This is a genomic window from Altererythrobacter xiamenensis (assembly GCF_900177715.1).
Taxonomy (GTDB): domain Bacteria; phylum Pseudomonadota; class Alphaproteobacteria; order Sphingomonadales; family Sphingomonadaceae; genus Erythrobacter; species Erythrobacter xiamenensis.
Window position 1 is genome coordinate 120,643 of record NZ_FXWG01000002.1, and the last position, 16,289, is coordinate 136,931.

17 protein-coding genes, 1 tRNA gene and 1 pseudogene are annotated in these 16,289 nt (G+C 62.2%); 15 read left to right on the forward strand and 4 right to left on the reverse strand.

Annotated features, from left to right (window positions below):
* Positions 1-429: 429 nt before the first annotated feature.
* Together CCE89_RS15090 and CCE89_RS05795 are read right to left on the reverse strand one after the other, a co-directional pair.
* The gene (locus CCE89_RS15090; RefSeq protein WP_143255973.1) at positions 430-756 is read right to left on the reverse strand and encodes a hypothetical protein; all 327 of its coding nucleotides are present in this window, start codon (positions 754-756) and stop codon (positions 430-432) included.
* 171 nt (positions 757-927) lie between these two features.
* A tRNA-Arg gene (locus tag CCE89_RS05795) sits at positions 928-1,004 on the reverse strand.
* A gap of 157 nt (positions 1,005-1,161) precedes the next feature.
* Here CCE89_RS05795 and CCE89_RS05800 point away from each other — a divergent pair.
* The 10 genes and pseudogenes from CCE89_RS05800 to CCE89_RS05845 all read left to right on the forward strand — a co-directional run bounded on the left by CCE89_RS05800 (position 1,162) and on the right by CCE89_RS05845 (position 10,772).
* On the forward strand, positions 1,162-1,533 hold the full coding sequence (locus tag CCE89_RS05800) for a hypothetical protein (protein WP_086437129.1): 372 nt from the start codon (positions 1,162-1,164) through the stop codon (positions 1,531-1,533).
* Between the two features lie 111 nt (positions 1,534-1,644).
* The gene (locus tag CCE89_RS05805; protein ID WP_086437984.1) at positions 1,645-2,106 is read left to right on the forward strand and encodes an MmcB family DNA repair protein; all 462 of its coding nucleotides are present in this window, start codon (positions 1,645-1,647) and stop codon (positions 2,104-2,106) included.
* A 50-nt stretch (positions 2,107-2,156) separates the two neighbouring features.
* Positions 2,157-2,915, forward strand: coding sequence for a sterol desaturase family protein (locus CCE89_RS05810; RefSeq protein ID WP_086437130.1), 759 nt, complete (start codon positions 2,157-2,159; stop codon positions 2,913-2,915).
* A complete protein-coding gene (locus tag CCE89_RS05815; RefSeq protein WP_086437131.1) occupies positions 2,912-3,355 on the forward strand; it encodes a DUF2141 domain-containing protein in 444 nt (147 codons plus the stop codon). The genes CCE89_RS05810 and CCE89_RS05815 overlap by 4 nt, the downstream gene beginning before the upstream one ends.
* A 158-nt stretch (positions 3,356-3,513) precedes the next feature.
* Positions 3,514-4,107 (forward strand): annotated as a pseudogene (locus CCE89_RS15610) (PAS domain-containing protein); the annotation flags it as partial.
* 1,529 nt (positions 4,108-5,636) lie between these two features.
* On the forward strand, positions 5,637-6,734 hold the full coding sequence (locus CCE89_RS05825; RefSeq protein WP_086437133.1) for an App1 family protein: 1,098 nt from the start codon (positions 5,637-5,639) through the stop codon (positions 6,732-6,734).
* A gap of 35 nt (positions 6,735-6,769) precedes the next feature.
* Positions 6,770-7,687, forward strand: a complete 918-nt coding sequence (locus tag CCE89_RS05830; RefSeq protein ID WP_159456593.1) for an alpha/beta hydrolase — start codon at positions 6,770-6,772, stop codon at positions 7,685-7,687.
* Positions 7,688-7,698: 11 nt separating this feature from the next.
* Entirely contained in the window at positions 7,699-9,054 is a 1,356-nt protein-coding gene (locus CCE89_RS05835; RefSeq protein ID WP_086437135.1) for a M48 family metalloprotease, read from the forward strand.
* A gap of 12 nt (positions 9,055-9,066) precedes the next feature.
* The gene (locus tag CCE89_RS05840; protein WP_086437136.1) at positions 9,067-9,768 is read left to right on the forward strand and encodes a DsbA family protein; all 702 of its coding nucleotides are present in this window, start codon (positions 9,067-9,069) and stop codon (positions 9,766-9,768) included.
* Entirely contained in the window at positions 9,768-10,772 is a 1,005-nt protein-coding gene (locus CCE89_RS05845) for a M48 family metalloprotease (RefSeq protein ID WP_086437137.1), read from the forward strand. Before CCE89_RS05840 ends, CCE89_RS05845 begins: the two co-directional genes overlap by 1 nt.
* Here the strand turns inward: CCE89_RS05845 and CCE89_RS05850 are convergent.
* Complete coding sequence (locus tag CCE89_RS05850) at positions 10,769-11,377, reverse strand: HD domain-containing protein (protein ID WP_086437985.1); 609 nt, start codon at positions 11,375-11,377, stop codon at positions 10,769-10,771. The two genes, CCE89_RS05845 and CCE89_RS05850, sit on opposite strands and share 4 nt — an antisense overlap.
* Before the next feature lie 96 nt (positions 11,378-11,473).
* Between CCE89_RS05850 and CCE89_RS05855 the strand changes: the two genes are divergently transcribed.
* The 4 genes from CCE89_RS05855 to CCE89_RS05870 all read left to right on the forward strand — a co-directional run bounded on the left by CCE89_RS05855 (position 11,474) and on the right by CCE89_RS05870 (position 15,311).
* On the forward strand, positions 11,474-12,733 hold the full coding sequence (locus CCE89_RS05855; protein WP_086437138.1) for a sensor histidine kinase: 1,260 nt from the start codon (positions 11,474-11,476) through the stop codon (positions 12,731-12,733).
* Positions 12,730-13,527 (forward strand): LytR/AlgR family response regulator transcription factor, encoded by a 798-nt coding sequence (locus tag CCE89_RS05860; RefSeq protein WP_086437139.1) that lies wholly within the window; start codon positions 12,730-12,732, stop codon positions 13,525-13,527. The genes CCE89_RS05855 and CCE89_RS05860 overlap by 4 nt, the downstream gene beginning before the upstream one ends.
* Before the next feature lie 144 nt (positions 13,528-13,671).
* Positions 13,672-14,535, forward strand: coding sequence for a carboxylating nicotinate-nucleotide diphosphorylase (gene nadC / locus CCE89_RS05865; protein ID WP_086437140.1), 864 nt, complete (start codon positions 13,672-13,674; stop codon positions 14,533-14,535).
* Between the two features lie 152 nt (positions 14,536-14,687).
* Entirely contained in the window at positions 14,688-15,311 is a 624-nt protein-coding gene (locus CCE89_RS05870; RefSeq protein WP_086437986.1) for a ribonuclease T2 family protein, read from the forward strand.
* On the opposite strand, the gene CCE89_RS05875 is transcribed toward CCE89_RS05870, so the two are convergent.
* Complete coding sequence (locus CCE89_RS05875) at positions 15,308-15,763, reverse strand: nucleoside deaminase (RefSeq protein ID WP_086437141.1); 456 nt, start codon at positions 15,761-15,763, stop codon at positions 15,308-15,310. The two genes, CCE89_RS05870 and CCE89_RS05875, sit on opposite strands and share 4 nt — an antisense overlap.
* Positions 15,764-15,928: 165 nt before the next feature.
* Here CCE89_RS05875 and rpmB point away from each other — a divergent pair, with 165 nt between their 5' ends.
* Complete coding sequence (gene rpmB, locus CCE89_RS05880; RefSeq protein WP_086437142.1) at positions 15,929-16,219, forward strand: 50S ribosomal protein L28; 291 nt, start codon at positions 15,929-15,931, stop codon at positions 16,217-16,219.
* The last annotated feature ends 70 nt before the right edge of the window (positions 16,220-16,289 follow it).

A 16,289-nucleotide genomic window follows, 5' to 3' on the forward strand; every position in this document is an offset into this window, starting at 1 on the left:
GACAGAGTATTGAGGGCGCCTTCAAAAAACTCGATATACGCTAGAGCTAATTCGTGGGTCGGGTTCGTCGCAAATCGAGCGTCGCGAGGGAAACAGATATTGGTTGCCTTTCCCTCACTAACGACTGATCGGGTGCGAGCTGCCCCCAACAAACAGTGAAGGGGATTGTATCGCTGCGTACTTTGGTCGGCGGCAATCGGGAGATCGACATCGTTCGCCAATAAATAGCAGGCAACATACATCTCTCTTATTGAGATTTGGTCCTCAGATTTAGTCTGAGCCCAAACCGCAGATGGCCAAAGGATCGCAATCACAGCAACGATATTTATGAGAGACTTCATAGCGACTGTTTCTCCAATCAAGTCAATCTCGCACCGCGGGGGAGAAAAGCAAGACAGCCCAAATGCACAATGCTAATATAATTTCATTTCATTCACTTTTGGGCATTGGCGCAATTCCGTGATGGCGCCCAAGGTAATTGAAATTCTGGCGTATTGCCTCGTCATTCTCAAACAGTCGGTCAATTTCGCGTTGCTGCTGTGCGAGTTGCGCCCGAAGTGCTTGGTTCTCCTCCTCCAATCTTGAAATTCGCGCCTGATATGAAGCTTCTAACGCGCCGCCGATAGTCGAAGCATCTGCAAAATCCTCTGCAATCGTTTCAATCTCACTTCGTTTCCACAGCTTGGGCTGATCGCTACAACCGAGAATCAGCACTGCTCCACCGAACAGAAACGCCAGCCCCAATCTGCGGCTCATAACTACCTCACAATTTTCCTTAGATTATCGAGTGTATAGAGGCTCTGAGGGCAAATGCGAATGCAGATGAGGAAAGCCAGAAACGCGGTTTTGGACACCGAAATTTGAACCGCACTTTTCCGTACGGATTACGTACCACCCGCGTCGTCTTCTCTTAAGTTATTGAATTTCTGGCGCACCCGACAGGATTCGAACCTGTGACCTCTGCCTTCGGAGGGCAGCGCTCTATCCAGCTGAGCTACGGGTGCCTGTGGCCGGGCCCGCAAGCGGGCGAGCGCGGCGCTTAGCAAAGCGTATTCGCCTCTGCCACAGGAAAATCTCGGAGGTCAGGTGGTCGCTGCGGGCACTAGCGCAGCCGAGGCTTAGCAATTTGGCAAGCAATCGGGGATTACCACTGCCTTCACCATGTCAGCGCTCAACCATCCCGATCAGCTTTTCGCATCCGCCCAGCCTCAAACTGCGCAAGGCACACTCGCCGAACGCTGGCAATCGCTGCACGAGAACGCGCAAATCATCGCCTCGATGGCCGCGCTCGCTACCGAAAGCTATGACGGCGAAATCGCCGAGTTTCCGGAGCGGATCTGCGAAGCGGGCGACGAGCGCCTTGCCTGGGCTGAACTGACACTCGAGGACATTGACGCGATCATGCAGCCTGGCCTCACCGCCCTGCTGGCGATCCAGGCGCGCGGTCAGGACACCACCGCGCCCGCACTGGCGCTGTGGCGAGAGGTTCACGCATCGCGCGCCAGCCTTCTCGCACTCTGCCAGGCCCGATAACCGATTTTTCACCCGTCCCGGCGCTTGACCGCGTTCGCGCTATGTTCCATTCATGTGCGAATGACTGACGGGATAATAGCTACACGCGATTCGGACAGCGCATCCGAAACGATGCCTGATGGCGCTGCTGCCGTGGCGCGCGGGATCGGGCGGTTGTTTGCCCGCAACGACATCTGGTGCATCCCGGAAATGCCATTGAGGAACGGGCGCCGTGCCGACCTGATGGGGATCGATGCCAAGGGGCATATCATCATCGTCGAGATCAAGGTAGCGCGTGCCGACCTGCTGGGCGACGGTAAATGGCCCGACTATCTCGATTTCTGCGACCGTTTTTACTGGGGCCTCGCGCCGCACCTCGACCGCAGCCCGCTGGAAGGCAACGATTTCAAGCCGGATTGCTGCGGCGTGATCGTGGCAGATGGCTACGACGCGGAGATCTTGCGCCCAGCTCCGCTGCAACCGCTCAATGCGGCGCGGCGCAAGACCGAGGTCGAGCGGCTCGCGAGGGCGGCCATGCGGCGCCATGCCGGCGTCATCGATCCCGAATGCGCAGGGCTTTTCCGCGGAGAATGAGCGCTTAAAGGGGTGTCGCCGCTCGCTCTCATGCGGCATAAGGCATCGCGATGTCGGGATTGCTCCTCACTGCCCTTGCCATGACGGTAATCGTCGCGCTGCGCTATCTGGCGACCAGCGGCCTGTTCGCCTGGGCGACGCAAAAACTACGCCCCGGCCTCTATGAAGGTCTCTCCGCGCAGATCCGCAGCGAGATCGGCTGGTCGCTAGCCTCTGCCGCGATCTACGGCATTCCGGCGGGTATCGCGCTATGGGCATGGCAGGAACTTGGCTGGACCAAGATCTATACGGATATTGCCAGCCATCCAATCTGGTACATTCCGCTCTCGCTATTCATCTATCTCTTCGCGCACGATACGTGGTTCTACTGGACCCACCGCTGGATGCATCGTCCCAAGTGGTTCCGCATCGCCCATGCCGTCCACCATGCAAGCAAGCCACCAACCGCCTGGACGGCAATGAGTTTTCACCCGATCGAGGCGCTCACCGGCGCCGTCGTGATCCCTGCGCTGGTGTTTGTTGTCCCCATCCACATCGGCGCACTCGGCCTGGTCCTGGCGATTATGACGCTCATGGGCGTTACGAACCATATGGGTTGGGAGATGTTCCCGCGTTGGCTCGTTCATTCCCGCGCAGGAAACTGGCTGATAACAGCGAGCCATCACGAACGTCATCACGAGGAATATCGCTGCAATTACGGGCTGTACTTCCGCTTCTGGGACCGGCTTTGCGGGACTGATCGCGGTTTGTCGGAGAAGCTTGCGCAGCGTCAAGGCCCCCGAAAGGGCCCGCTTGAGGAAACCGCATGAAAGCCAAGTTCGCCCTGATCGCTGCCCTTGCCGCTCTGCCGCTGGGCGCGGCCACTCCGCCCAAGCCCGGCGAGGTCGCGATCACCGTCACCAATCTGCGTTCGAGCGAGGGCGTCGTGCGGGCCTGCATGACGACCAATCCCGATATCTTCCCGCGCTGCCGCCAAGATCCTGCCTCGCACCGCACCGTCGTCCCTGCAGGCGAAAAGGTCGAGCTGGTGTTTTCGGGCGTAAAGCCCGGGCGCTATGCCGTGGCGCTGCTGCATGACGAGAACGGTAACGGAAAGGCCGATCGCGCACTTGGCATGATGCCCAAGGAGGGCTTCGGCTTTTCTCGCGACGCCAAGGTACGCATGGGTCCGCCGAGCTTCGATTCTGCCGCGTTCGATTACAGCGGAGACGCGCGCGTGCTCAGGATAAAAATGCGCTACATGCTCTGAGGAACGGTTGCCGCCACGCAAAGCGGCGCACCGATAGAGTGACGTCAAAGCCGCATTGCACCGCGACCTCGATACTTTTCTCCATGACTTAACAGTATGTTTACCATGGTGCGCCAGAACCCGTCCCATAAGTTATTCTGCAAGGGGCAAACAGGGTCATGGACACGCTGCGCGGCAATTTCGATTCCTCCGACATTTCGGACGACTCGCGCGATTATGACGTCAGTGACGAAGACAGCGGTCGCGACGTCCCGCCGCCCTCGATCGGCCAGGACGAGCGCCGCATGCAGGTGCGCGCGTACAACTTCTGGGCGGGCATGCTGGACGACCGCAACTACCCCTCCATCGAAGAGCTCGATCCGGCAAGCGATGAGGACTTCGGTCCGTATGGCGTCCTGCTCGATTTTTCGGTCGGAATCGAAGACCCGGCCGTGCAATTTCTCGGCACCGAACTCGCTAAGGAATGCGGGACCGACGATGAAATCCGCAAGCTGTCGGATGTCCCGCCGCGCTCCTTGTTGAGCCGCATCACCGACCATTACATGCAGATCCTGGCGAACCAGGCCCCGATCGGGTTCGAGGCCGAGTTCGTCAACCAGCGCGGCAACACCGTGCTCTATCGCGGCATCCTGCTGCCCTTTTCCAGCGACGACGAGACGATCGATTTCATCTACGGCGTCATCAACTGGAAGGAGATGGCCGAGGCCGCGCAGGCGGACGAACTGCTGCTCGAAATCGACCAGGCACTCGAAGCGAGTGATGCCGCAGAGGACGATGCGGAAGACATCCTCGCCGTCGAGCCCGCTCCGATCATCGACGCTCCGCACGCCGATGGTCCCGGCAGCGAAGACGAGGCAATTGCACCTCTGGAAGAACCCGTATTCGAAGCTGACGTGTTCGCATCCAGCGCAGACGATCTCGGCTTTGGCGATGAGGACGAAGACGAGAACGTCGAGCCGATCGGCTTTGGCGACGACGTCGATATCGACCCATCCTCGGGTCTGCCGACGCCTGCTTTCGGCGACTACGACTTCGGCGACGAGGAAGACGAGGAGGAAGACGAGGCAAATTACGATTTCGCCTCGCTGACCGACCACATCAAGGCACCTATCAAGAAAGCGCTTTCGCTCGACTTGGGCGACGAGGACGAAGAACCGCCGGTGGGCTATGACATCGGCTATGAAGACGAAAGCTTCGGCGCGGGCGTCGAGGGTCCGAATGGCGGTCAGCCCGCAGTTCCGATGGCCTACGAGCCCGAGCAGGTGGACAACACTTCGCACGAAGAAACCTCTTACGAAGACATTGTGCCCGAAATCGCGCCTGAAGGCGCATTCGCCGGGTCGATTGACGAGCCGACCGATCCTCTCCACCTGACCGACGAAGCCGAAACTTCGCTCGATGACGATGCGGGTGAAGAACCGCTCGACCTCGCAGGATTTGCTTCCGGAAGCGAGCCGGTGGCGGCCGAAGAACCTGTCGAGCCGCTCGACCTGTTCGATGTCGTGGATGACGAGACGGCCGAAGAAATTACCGAAGTCGAGCAGTCTGCGGAAATCGCCAGCGTCGAACTCGACGAAGACGCGGGGCTTTATGATTATCTCGCTTCGGCCCGCGAGCTTGCCCAGACCGCGCGCTCCAAGGAAGACCGCAGCCGCCAGGCGCTCTATGCTGCCGTCGGCCGCGCCTACGACTTCTCGCTTGCCGCGCAGGAATCGCCGGCGGAGTACGAAGAACTGATCGCCGAAAACGGTCTCGTCGTGCAGGATCGCGCGCCGATGACGCCGGTGGTCAAGCTGGTCTTCGGCGCCGACTACGACAAGACGCGCCTCACCGAATATGCCGCCGTACTCAGCCACGCACACCGCGTCGGCGTCGAGCGCGGCGCGCTGTCGAGCTTCCTCAGCGAAGCCGAGGGCGGGCTCAAGGGCGTGGTCAAGGCCGAACGCCAGATCCGCCGCGAAGAGGCAGGCAAGACGATCGATCCCATCGACGCCGTCCGCAAGGAACTAGCCAAGAAACTTCGCGAACTCGAAGCGATGACGCTTGGCCAGATCGATCCGGAAGGCGCCGAGTTCTCGGTCGTCATGCTTTACCGCACCGAGGACGGCGAAGTCGTCGTGCTGGGCGAGGTCGATGACGACATCGCGCTGATCGAGAAGGTCGCACGCAAACTGGTCGCATAAGCGCTCCAAGGCCGAAAAAGTTACCGAAACCTGCTGAAACCGCAGATTTTTCCGGCAGCTTTTGCCCCGGCGCAATTTCGCCGCTAGGGCTCCCCGCCATGGATTTCATCCACGGCAAGCCCATCCGCGTGCAGCCCTATTTCGGCTATCGCACTCATCAACGCCTGCGCCTGTCCGCGCGGGCGCTTCGTGCAGGCACGCCGGATTTCTCGCGCAGCGGGCGAATCCAGGCCATGCGCACCATGGTGTCGCAATTCGCCTCGCGCGAAGTGCCCGATCTCGCCGTGACGCTTGACCTCGAACGGCCCGACGGCAAGCGCTTCAGTCATGAGGCGGTGACCGACAAGGAAGGCTTCGTCCATTTCGACGTGGCGCTGGAAGGGGACTGGGCACACACCGGGGACACGCGCTGGGAGGTCGTCTCGCTCGGCTGGCGAAACCGCAAGGGCGGGCAAAGCGCGCCCGGCCATATCCTCAGCCCCGGGCTTTCAGCCGACCTCGGAGTAATCTCCGATATCGACGACACCATCGTCGAAACCGGTATCACCGGCAGTGTCCGCGCGGTCTGGCGCAACTGGCGGCGCGTACTCGCGCAATTCCCCGAAGAGCGCATCGCCGTGCCGGGCGTCGACCTGTTCTACAATGCGCTCGGCGGGGCGAACGAGGATGCGGGCGAAGATGGCGCCGTGGGTGTGGCACTGCCCGCACCTGCGCGGCCGTTCTTCTACGTCTCTTCGAGCCCGTGGAACCTCTATTCCTATCTCGTCGCTTTCAAGAGGATGCGCGGCTTGCCGCTGGGTCCGATCGCGCTGCGCGACTGGGGCCTCAATCGCACGACCTTCGGCCATTCGAGCCACGGCACCCACAAGAGCGAGGCCATCGCCCGCATCCTGCGCGATTACCCCCAAATGCGCTTTGCGCTTATCGGAGACGATACGCAGGGCGATCTCACTGCCTATGGTGCGGTGGTCGAAGAAAACCCCGATCGCATCGCAGCTGTCTTCATCCGCAAGGCGGCCGGAGAAGCTTTTACCGAAGGAGAGCTAGCCGCGAAATCGGCCATCGAGGGTGCGGGCGTGCCGCTGTGGATGGGCGAGGACTATCACACCGGTGAAGCGTTTCTGGCCGAGGCAGGGCTTGCAGGCGATGGCGATGCGCGCCAGATCGTCGAAACGGTCGAAAAACAAGCGGATTAGCGATGGGCGGCAAGGTCAAGCGGGGGAGGCGGACATTGATCCTGACGGTAGTGATTATCGTCGCTCTGCTGCTTGGCGCGGCGGGCGCTTTGCAAGTCGCTATTGCGCGGAATGGCCCGGCGGTTCTCGACACGGTCGACCGGATTGCGGGTGAGGCGGATGAGATCGAACGCCTTCCGCTGGTCCGCTATGGCGAGCATCCCGCGCAGAAACTCACCATCCACCGCTTCAGATATTTCGAGGCGGACGAGACGCGGCCTGTCCTGGTGTTCTTCCATGGCGGCAGCTGGCGCAGCGGCGATCCGGAAGATTACAATTTCGTCGGACGCAATTTCGCATCGCGCGGAATGATCGTGGTCAATGCCGGGTACCGGCTCGGCGAGGACGGACGCTGGCCTGCCATGATGGAAGACAGCGCCGCAGCCGTCGCCTGGGTTCGCGAGAACATCGCCGACTATGGCGGCGACCCCGACAGGGTTTACCTGATGGGTCATTCGGCGGGCGCCTACAACGTCGCGATGCTCGCGCTCGACCGGCAGTGGCTCGAACGCGAAGGGCTCGGCGATGACGCGGTGAAAGGCGTGATTGGACTTTCCGGGCCATACGATTTCTATCCTTTCGCCCGCGATTCGACCAGGGACGCGTTCGGCGACGCGCCGCAGCCCGAAGCGACCCAGCCCATCAGCCACGTCCGCGGCGATGCGCCGCCACTGCTGCTGATCCACGGCGAGCAGGATACGCTGGTAAAGCCGCGCAACACCCGCGCTCTCGCAAGCGCGCTCGAACAGGCGGGCGGCACGGTCACGGCGCGCTTCTATCCCGGCATGGATCACAATGCGCCGCTGCTCGCGCTGGCAACGCCTTGGCTGTCGCGCCGCGATGTTGCCGATACGGTCACCGATTTCGTGCTGGGGGGTAAAGCTTCAGTTCCCGTTCAGCCGCAAACCCGCTAGCACAACAGCCGATGCGCCTGATCAGCCAGCTTCTCGCTTTTGTGCTCGCGTTCGCCCTCACCGCGCAGCCGGTCATGGCGCAATCGATCCTGCGTGATGCAGAGACCGAAGCGCTGCTTCGCGATATGGCCGCGCCGCTGGTCGAGGCATCGGGGCTCGAGCCCGGCAATGTCGATATCGTTTTGATCAACGATCCGTCGATCAACGCCTTCGTCGCGGGCGGGCAGGCGGTCTATATCCATAGCGGGTTGATCGATGCCGCAGATACGGCGAACGAAGTGCAGGGCGTGATCGCGCACGAACTCGGTCACATCACCGGCGGGCATGTCGTACGCTTCAACGAGGGCGCAAGCGCCGCGACCAATATCTCGCTGCTCAGCCTGCTACTCGGCGTCGGCGCTGCGCTCGCCGGGGCAGGCGACGCGGCGATGGGCGTCATGATGGCGGGCCAGCGCGCGGCCATGGGCAAGTTCCTTGCCTTCAGCCGTGTGCAGGAATCGGCAGCCGACGCGGCAGGCGCCGAATATCTTTCCGAAGCCGGTATTTCGGGACGCGGATCGCTCGCCTTCTTCGGCAAGCTGCGCAACCAGGAGTTCCGCTACGGCTACAGCCAGGATGACGATGCGGCCTTCACCCGCACCCACCCTTTGTCCGGCGATCGCATCGCAACGCTGCGCGAAAGCTACACGCGCGACGCCGCCTGGGACGCGCCTGACGATCCCGTGCTGCAGCAGCGGTTCGAGCGCGTAAAGGCGAAGCTTTTCGGCTATCTCAAGGAGCCGGAGCGCACCTTTAACACCTATCCCGAGACGCAGACCGGTATTCCCGCGCGCTATGCCCGCGCCTATGCCTACCACAAGAGCGCGCTGGTCGATCAGGCTATTGCCGAGACTGACGCGCTGCTCGCGCTCGATCCGGACAATCCCTATTTCCTCGAACTCAAGGGCCAGGTTCTGCTCGAATCGGGCAAGCCCGACGAGGCCCTTCCGGCGCTGCGAAATGCGACCGAACTGACGCTCAACGAGCCCCTGATCGCCTCGATGTTCGGACACGCCCTGATCGCGACCGAAGATGAAGCCAATCATGAAGAGGCAGAGCGCGTGCTACGCGCCGCTGTCGCCCGCGACCGCCTCAATCCCTTCGCCTGGTATCAGCTGGGCGTGGTCTATGCGGCCAAGGGTGACATGCCGCGCGCGCGGCTTGCGAGCGCGGAACAACAGGTTATGACGCGGCGCTATCCCGAGGCATTGCGCAGCGCTCAGGCAGCAGAAGCGGGGCTGGAACCGGGCACGCCGGACTGGATCCGCGCGCAGGACATATCGCTGCAAGCGCGTGCCGCGCTCGAACGGATACGCGACGAACGATAGGTGGGGCAGTTCATGGGTAACGGTTTCAAGACGGCGCTGGTCAGCGCGGTAGTTGCGCTGGCTTTTGGTTTTCTCGGAGCCGGGATCTGGTCGTGGAGCGGCCTCGCCGATACGCGCACCAAGGAATATTTGCTCGAGAACCCCGAATTGCTTCAGCAAATGGCAGACGCCTATCAGCAGAAGCAGGCGCAGGAGCGGCTGGCGAGCGTTTCACAGGACGTCCGCGAGGCCTTCCCGGGTGCCGTGATCGGCAATCCCGAAGGCTCCAAGGTCCTGGTCGAGTTCACCGATTACAATTGCCCCTATTGCCGCCAGAGCATGGAGGACGTGAAGCGCCTCGTTGCCGACGACCCCGAGGTCAAGGTGGTGATCCGCGAGTGGCCGATCTTCCAGGGCAGCGATGTGGCCTCGCGCATGGCGCTCGCCGCCGCGATGCAGGGCAAGTACGAAGCCTTCCACGATGCGATGTTCCGGCTTGGCCCCGTCACTGCAGAGTCGGTCGCTGCTGCCGCGCGCGAAGCCGGGCTCGATATGGACCAGGCGCGCGAAGACGGGATGTCCGAGCAGGTCGAGACGGAACTCCAGCGCAATCAGATGCTCGCCCAGCAGCTCGGTTTCAGTGGCACACCAAGCTGGGTCACGGCAGACGATGCCTTCGAAGGCGCAATCGGTTATGCCGGACTGAAAGCCGCGCTGGAGGCGGACGAAAGCTGATGGGTTGGCGCGTCCGCGCCGGGCTGCTGGCGCTGGCAGGCGCGGCGCTGAGCACGCCTATGGTCGGCGCGTTGGCGAACGAAGCCGAAGCACCCGTCCCAGCCATGCCCGCCGAGCTTGCGTCCTTTCATGCGAAGGACCAGCGGCTGCAGGACATCGGCTGGCAACTCGTCACCGGTAATGCTCCCTTTTGCGAACGAACACAGCTGGCCGTGGGCCTGCAGCTTCAGGACATGGCGGTTTTCAGCGAGCCCGCCGCGATCCGTTCGGCGCTTGGCCTGAAAGGTGATTTCGCAGTCCAGACCGTGGCCGAGGGCTCTCCTGCCGCCGAGCATTTTCACGCCAATGAGGAAGTGATCGCGCTTGATGGCGACGCGTTCGGCGCATGGCCCGCCGAAGAACGCAACCATTGGCAACGGCTGGCGCGCGCGCATGATGCGATCGATGCGAGTCTGGCGCAGGATGGCGGCGTTACGATCACGCCATTGGCGGGCGCAGCGATCACCCTCAGCGGCGTTCCGGCATGTGCATCGCGTTTTGAGCTTGGCTCAGGCCACAAGCGCGCACTCGCCGAAGGAAAGCGCGTAATTTTCGGCGAGGATTTCGTCGGCTTCACCTTCCCCGAAGAAGAACTTGCCGCCGTCATCGCGCACGAACTGTCGCATAACCTTCTGGCACACCGCGTCTGGCTCGACACGCATGGCCGCAAGCGCAAGAATGTCCGCGCGTCGGAGCGCGAGGCGGACCGGCTTATGCCCTGGCTGCTCACCAATGCGGGCTACGAACCCGAGGCGGCATTGCGCTTCATGGAGCGCTGGGGGCCGAACCATTCGGCAGGGATCTTCCGCGCCCGCACGCACGAGGGCTGGGACGAGCGCGCCGTGCATATCGCGGCCGAAATCGAGCGCGTCAAAACACACCGCGCACCGGACGGTTCGGCCGACTGGAAAACCCACTTCCGCCGCGAACTGGGCGAAAACGGGGAACTCACCCCGCTCGATTAGTCGTCAATCACCTTGGCGTACATCGAGTTGATCGGCTTCTCCATCACCCGGCGCACCATCGGCTCGAAGAAGCTGAGCGGTGCGCTGTCGTAATTGGGATCGAAGGCCGCCTGATCGTATTTTTCGCAGAAATGCGCGCAAGCTTCGAAATAGGGATGGCCACGCCATTGCTCGCGCACGTCGCGGTCCATGCCGACGTGGTGGAAATAATAATAGCCCTGGAAGGCACCGTGCTTCTCGCAGATCCAGTGGGCCTCTTCGGAAACGAAGGGCTTGATAATCGCGGCGGCGACGTCGGGGTGGTTAAAGGTGCCGAGCGTGTCGCCGATATCGTGCATCAGGGCCATCACGACATAGCGCTCGTCCCGCCCGTCGCGATGGGCGCGGGTAGCGGTCTGCAGCGAATGTTCGAGCCGGCACACGGGAAAACCGCCGAAATCGCCTTCGAGCAGCTTGAGGTGGTCCAGCACGCGATCCGCCACGCCCTTTGCAAAAGTGCGGTATTCCTTGCCGATGATCGCCCAGTCTTCCGCCGTCCCTTCGGTCATGGCAGTGAACTTGGCGTGCTCGCGCGCTCCGTGCAGCGTCTCTTCGGTAACGTCCATGTCTCTCTCCTCGTCGGCAGGCAGTGTAGCGCACACGGCGGGCGTCATGCAAAACAATCTGCCAAAACCCGCAGAAATCGGCTAACGAGAGCGTTTATGGCCGTTCTGCCGTTTCAACCGACGCCGTTCTTCGCGAACAAGAATCGGGCATTCTGGAATCTCCAGTTCGCCGGCTGGGGAGGCGCGTTCCTGCTGCGCGCGATGTCCGCGCTCGCCAACAGCCAGTCGTTCGACCTCCTGGCGGTGATCCTCGTCACCACCATCACCGGCTTCTCCATCACGCTGGTCCTCTCGGTCATCTACCGCCAGCTGATCAACCAGCGGCCGCTGGTGATGTGGACCTCGGCCTTCCTGGTTCTGATCGGGGCCGTCATCCTGCACGCCTCGATCGATGCCTGGGTGCAGGGGATCTATTATGCCGGTACGCGCGAGACGACTTTCGCCCAGAGATTCATCGGCTTGTCCTACATCCCGCTGACCTTGCTGGGGGGCTGGAGCGCGCTTTATTTCGCGATCAATTACTTTCTGACGCTGGAAGAGCAGGCCGACCGGCTCGAGCGGCTGGAGGCGCAGGCGACAAGCGCCCAGCTCGCCATGCTGCGCTACCAGCTCAACCCGCATTTCCTGTTCAACACGCTCAATTCGATCAGCACGCTCGTGCTTCTCAAGCAGACCGAGCCCGCCAATGCGATGCTGACGCGGCTCTCGTCCTTCCTGCGGCACACCCTCGTCACCCAACCCGGTAGCCAGGTGACGCTGGCGCAGGAAGTCGAGACCCTGCAGCTCTATCTCGAGATCGAACGCATGCGATTCGAAGACCGGCTCCGGACCGAATTCGCCATTGACGATGCCGCCATGGACGCCACCCTTCCCTCCATGCTGCTTCAGCCGCTGATCGAGAATGCGATCAAATACGCCGTCTCGCCGCAGGAAGAGGGGGCCAAGATCACCCTCACCGCGCGGGTCGTGGGCGAAAGATTGCGAATCTCGGTCGAGGATACCGGACCCGGGCTGGAAGGGCCCGAACAGGGCGATCTCCTTGCCTTGGGCGCGCAGTCCACGAACATCACCAGCTCTACCGGTGTTGGCCTGCCGAATATCCGCAACCGCCTGGCGCAAGCCTATGGCGAGGATCACCGGTTCGAGACACGGTCGGATCCAGGCGGCGGCTTCGCGGTTCTTATCGAGATTCCGTTCGAATCGGCATCGCAGGATGCTCCCGAGGAGAGCCCCGAACCTCCCAGACAGATCGAAACACAAAAGACGCCGGGCAACGCCGGCGCAGGCAATACCACCCCCGAAACAGCGGCCCCTGCCCCCCTCGCTCGCGGCCGCATTATTGGAAGTAACGCATGACTATCAGGACTATCCTCGTCGATGACGAGAAGCTCGCCATTCAGGGCCTGCAGCTAAGGCTGGAACCCTATGAAGACGTGGAGGTGATCGACACCTGCGCCAACGGGCGCGAGGCGATCCGCAAGATCAAGACCGAGAAACCCGATCTCGTCTTTCTCGATATCCAGATGCCCGGTTTCGACGGCTTTTCCGTCGTGAAGGGTGTGATGGAGATCGAACCCCCGCTGATCGTCTTCGTCACCGCCTTCGAAGAGCACGCCATTCGCGCCTTCGAGGCCAATGCCGTCAATTACCTTATGAAGCCGGTCGACGAGGACAAGCTCGCCGACACGATCGAGCGTGTGCGCCAGCGCCTCGCCGAAAAGAAAAGCGCCGAGGAAGCGGACAAACTCAAGAACGTGCTGGCCGAGGTTGCCCCGGATATGGCCGAAGAGATGGGCGATGGCGACGGCGAGACTTCCGACCGCTACGAGAAGCTCATCAACGTCAAGGACCGCGGCCAGATCTTCCGCGTCGAAACCGACACGATCGAGCATATCGAGGCGGCCGGCGACTACATGTGCATCTATACCGGCGACAATTCGCTGATCCTGCGCGAGACGATGAAGGATCTCGAGCGGCGGCTCGATCCGCGCAAGTTCCAGCGTGTGCACCGTTCGACCATCGTCAATCTCGACCAGGTCCGCCAGGTGCGGCCCCACACCAATGGCGAATGCTTCCTGGTGCTCGATTCAGGCGCCGAAGTGAAGGTGAGCCGGTCCTACAGGGACGTCGTGGCGCGCTTCGTGCACTGATTTTCGCTCGCGGCTGGTTGCTTGTGCAACCGCCTCGGATGGGGCGGCCTGACCGGCCGACGCGCAGTCGCGCCCTGACTGCTGTTGGCTGGTACCGACCGGTTTGCGACTAGCAAACCGCAAGGGTCCGTATAAGGAGTTCCCATGACCTCATTCTCGCTTCCCGGCTTCGACCTCGACGCATTCGTCCGTGACACGCTGGCGGAGGATCTGGGCGAGGGGCTGCCGGGCGGCGGTCACGACGTCACCAGTGAGAGCGTAATTCCTGAAGATGCGCGCTTTTCCGGCGTGATGGACAGCCGGGACGCGATTCGCGTCGCGGGATTGCCGGTGGCCGAGGCCTTCTTTCGTGCGCTCGATCCCGCGATGGAAATCGAATTGCTGGTTTCGGAAGGCGATGCTGTCGATCCGGGTACGGACCTGATGCGGCTCACCGGCAATGCCCGCGCGATGCTGACGGCGGAACGCGCTGCGCTCAACACGGTCCAGCACCTCTCCGGTATCGCGACCATGGTCGCCGATTACGTTGCGGCGATGGACAATCCCGATTGCACCCTACTCGATACGCGCAAGACCATTCCCGGCCTGCGCCACTTGGAAAAATACGCCGTGCGCATGGGCGGCGGCAGCAATCACCGCATGGGGTTGTGGGACGCGGCGATGATCAAGGACAACCACGTCCTCGTCGCCGGAAGCGTGGGCGAAGCAGTGCGTCGTGCTGTCGAGGCAGGCGTGCAAGAGATCATTTGCGAAGTCGACCGGATCGACCAGATCGAACCCGCGCTTGCCGCAGGCGCAACGCGGCTCCTGCTCGACAATATGGAGCCCGATACGCTTCGCGAAGCGGTAGCGCTGGTGAACGGGCGCGTTCCAACCGAAGCAAGCGGGGGAATCAACCTTCGAACGATCAAGGCGAAGGCGGCGACTGGGGTCGATTACGTCTCTGTCGGGCGACTTACCCAAAGCGCGCCAGCAGCAGATATCGGACTGGATTTTACGCCGCTGTGAGAATTCTCGCGGCCAGCTGGCTTCGCCAATTGCCCTATCGAGGCCGCTTTGTGTTCTCCCCACGATTGCGCCTGGGAAGCGCCGCCTCAATTTCGATCATCGCTGCACTGGCGACCCCCTTCACTGCGCATGCCCAAGCATATCAATGTCGCATGCCGCGCGCGCTCGATGCGCCTTTCGTCGAGCGAAATGGTCCGGTGCGGGAAATGCCGGTCACCGGCTATACGCTCGCGCTCAGCTGGGCGCCCGAATATTGCAAGGGGCGCGAGAACCGGCGGCGCGACGCGCTGCAGTGCTCGGGGAAGAATGGGCGCTTCGGCTTCGTCGTACACGGCCTGTGGCCCGATAGTGGCAGGACATGGCCGCAATGGTGCCCGACGCGGCAAAACCCAACCGGAACAGAGATCGCACGGCAGCTCTGTCTCAGCCCGTCTGCACGGCTGGTGGCTCGGCAATGGGCCAAGCACGGCAGCTGCATGACCCGGCGACCCGAAACCTATTTCAAGGTCACGCGGATATTGTGGAACTCGCTGCGCTGGCCGGATTATGATCGCATTTCGCGCGAGGATGGGCTTACCGCGGGCGATATTCGCAAGGCCTTCGTCGATGCCAACCCCGGCTGGCGCGAAGACGCCGTGGGTGTGCGGCTGAACGATCGCGGTTGGCTGGAGGAGCTGCGACTCTGCTATTCGCGCCGTTTCAGGCCGATCCGCTGCGACAAACCGACTTTCGGCGCAGGAAACACAGCCCGCGCAAAGATCTGGCGTGGCCTCTAGCGGCGCTCCCGAAAGAAGGCGCGAAGCATTTCGCTCGCCTCATCCTCGCCCATACCCGAATAGACTTCCGGCGCGTGCAGGCATTGCGCCTGCTCGAAAACGCGCGCGCCATGCTCGACCGCCCCGCCCTTGGGATCGGGAGCGGCATAATAGAGGCGCGCGATCCGCGCATGGCTTATCGCACCGGCGCACATGGCGCATGGTTCGAGCGTGACATGGAGATCGCACCCGGTGAGCCGCTCGCTGCCGAGTTTTTCCGCCGCGGCGCGCAGCGCGATGATCTCTGCATGGCCGGTCGGATCGGGCGGCTGCCGGGTCCGGTTCGCGGCGACCGCGATCACTTCGTCCCCGCGCATGACCACCGCGCCGATTGGCACCTCGCCCTGGTCGGCAGCAGTGCGCGCTGCGTCGAGCGCTCTTGCCATGGGATCGGGAATCGGCCAGCGGTTCATGACAGCGCGGCTAGACTGCTGGCCCGCGAGGCGCAACTTTGCTTGACGCAAAGTGTCCCCACCGCTATGCGCGCCGCTTTCCGGGAAACCACTGGTTTCAGCACCGTAATTGAGCGGCCACCGATTCGCTTGGCGGCCCGCAACACTGAACGAACGAGAGATATCATGTCGCGCATCTGCGAACTCACCGGCAAGGGCCGTCTGGTCGGCAACAATGTGAGCCACGCCAACAACAAGACCAAGCGGGTGTTCCTGCCGAACCTGCAGAACGTCACGCTGCTGAGCGAAAAGCTCGGTCGTGGCTTCAAGTTCCGCGTTTCGACCGCGGGCCTGCGTTCGGTCGAGCACAACGGCGGCCTCGACAACTGGCTGCTCAAGACCAAGGACGAGAAGCTGTCCTCGCGCGCGCTCAAGGTGAAGCGCGAGCTCAAGAAGGCTGCCAAGGAAGCCGCCTGATTCGCACGCGCCCTTCGGGGCGCTGCATTTCGGCTTGAAAAGGCGTGCGGAGCGATCCGGACGCCCTTTT

Bases quoted from the DNA above. Each gene is read 5' to 3' on its own strand.
- CCE89_RS15090 (WP_143255973.1), bottom strand. From the start codon at position 756: ATGAGCCGCAGATTGGGGCTGGCGTTTCTGTTCGGTGGAGCAGTGCTG.
- CCE89_RS05800 (WP_086437129.1), top strand. From the start codon at position 1,162: ATGTCAGCGCTCAACCATCCCGATCAGCTTTTCGCATCCGCCCAGCCT.
- CCE89_RS05805 (WP_086437984.1), top strand. From the start codon at position 1,645: ATGCCTGATGGCGCTGCTGCCGTGGCGCGCGGGATCGGGCGGTTGTTT.
- CCE89_RS05810 (WP_086437130.1), top strand. From the start codon at position 2,157: ATGTCGGGATTGCTCCTCACTGCCCTTGCCATGACGGTAATCGTCGCG.
- CCE89_RS05815 (WP_086437131.1), top strand. From the start codon at position 2,912: ATGAAAGCCAAGTTCGCCCTGATCGCTGCCCTTGCCGCTCTGCCGCTG.
- CCE89_RS05825 (WP_086437133.1), top strand. From the start codon at position 5,637: ATGGATTTCATCCACGGCAAGCCCATCCGCGTGCAGCCCTATTTCGGC.
- CCE89_RS05835 (WP_086437135.1), top strand. From the start codon at position 7,699: ATGCGCCTGATCAGCCAGCTTCTCGCTTTTGTGCTCGCGTTCGCCCTC.
- CCE89_RS05840 (WP_086437136.1), top strand. From the start codon at position 9,067: ATGGGTAACGGTTTCAAGACGGCGCTGGTCAGCGCGGTAGTTGCGCTG.
- CCE89_RS05845 (WP_086437137.1), top strand. From the start codon at position 9,768: ATGGGTTGGCGCGTCCGCGCCGGGCTGCTGGCGCTGGCAGGCGCGGCG.
- CCE89_RS05850 (WP_086437985.1), bottom strand. From the start codon at position 11,377: ATGGACGTTACCGAAGAGACGCTGCACGGAGCGCGCGAGCACGCCAAG.
- CCE89_RS05855 (WP_086437138.1), top strand. From the start codon at position 11,474: ATGGCCGTTCTGCCGTTTCAACCGACGCCGTTCTTCGCGAACAAGAAT.
- CCE89_RS05860 (WP_086437139.1), top strand. From the start codon at position 12,730: ATGACTATCAGGACTATCCTCGTCGATGACGAGAAGCTCGCCATTCAG.
- nadC (WP_086437140.1), top strand. From the start codon at position 13,672: ATGACCTCATTCTCGCTTCCCGGCTTCGACCTCGACGCATTCGTCCGT.
- CCE89_RS05870 (WP_086437986.1), top strand. From the start codon at position 14,688: ATGCCGCGCGCGCTCGATGCGCCTTTCGTCGAGCGAAATGGTCCGGTG.
- CCE89_RS05875 (WP_086437141.1), bottom strand. From the start codon at position 15,763: ATGAACCGCTGGCCGATTCCCGATCCCATGGCAAGAGCGCTCGACGCA.
- rpmB (WP_086437142.1), top strand. From the start codon at position 15,929: ATGTCGCGCATCTGCGAACTCACCGGCAAGGGCCGTCTGGTCGGCAAC.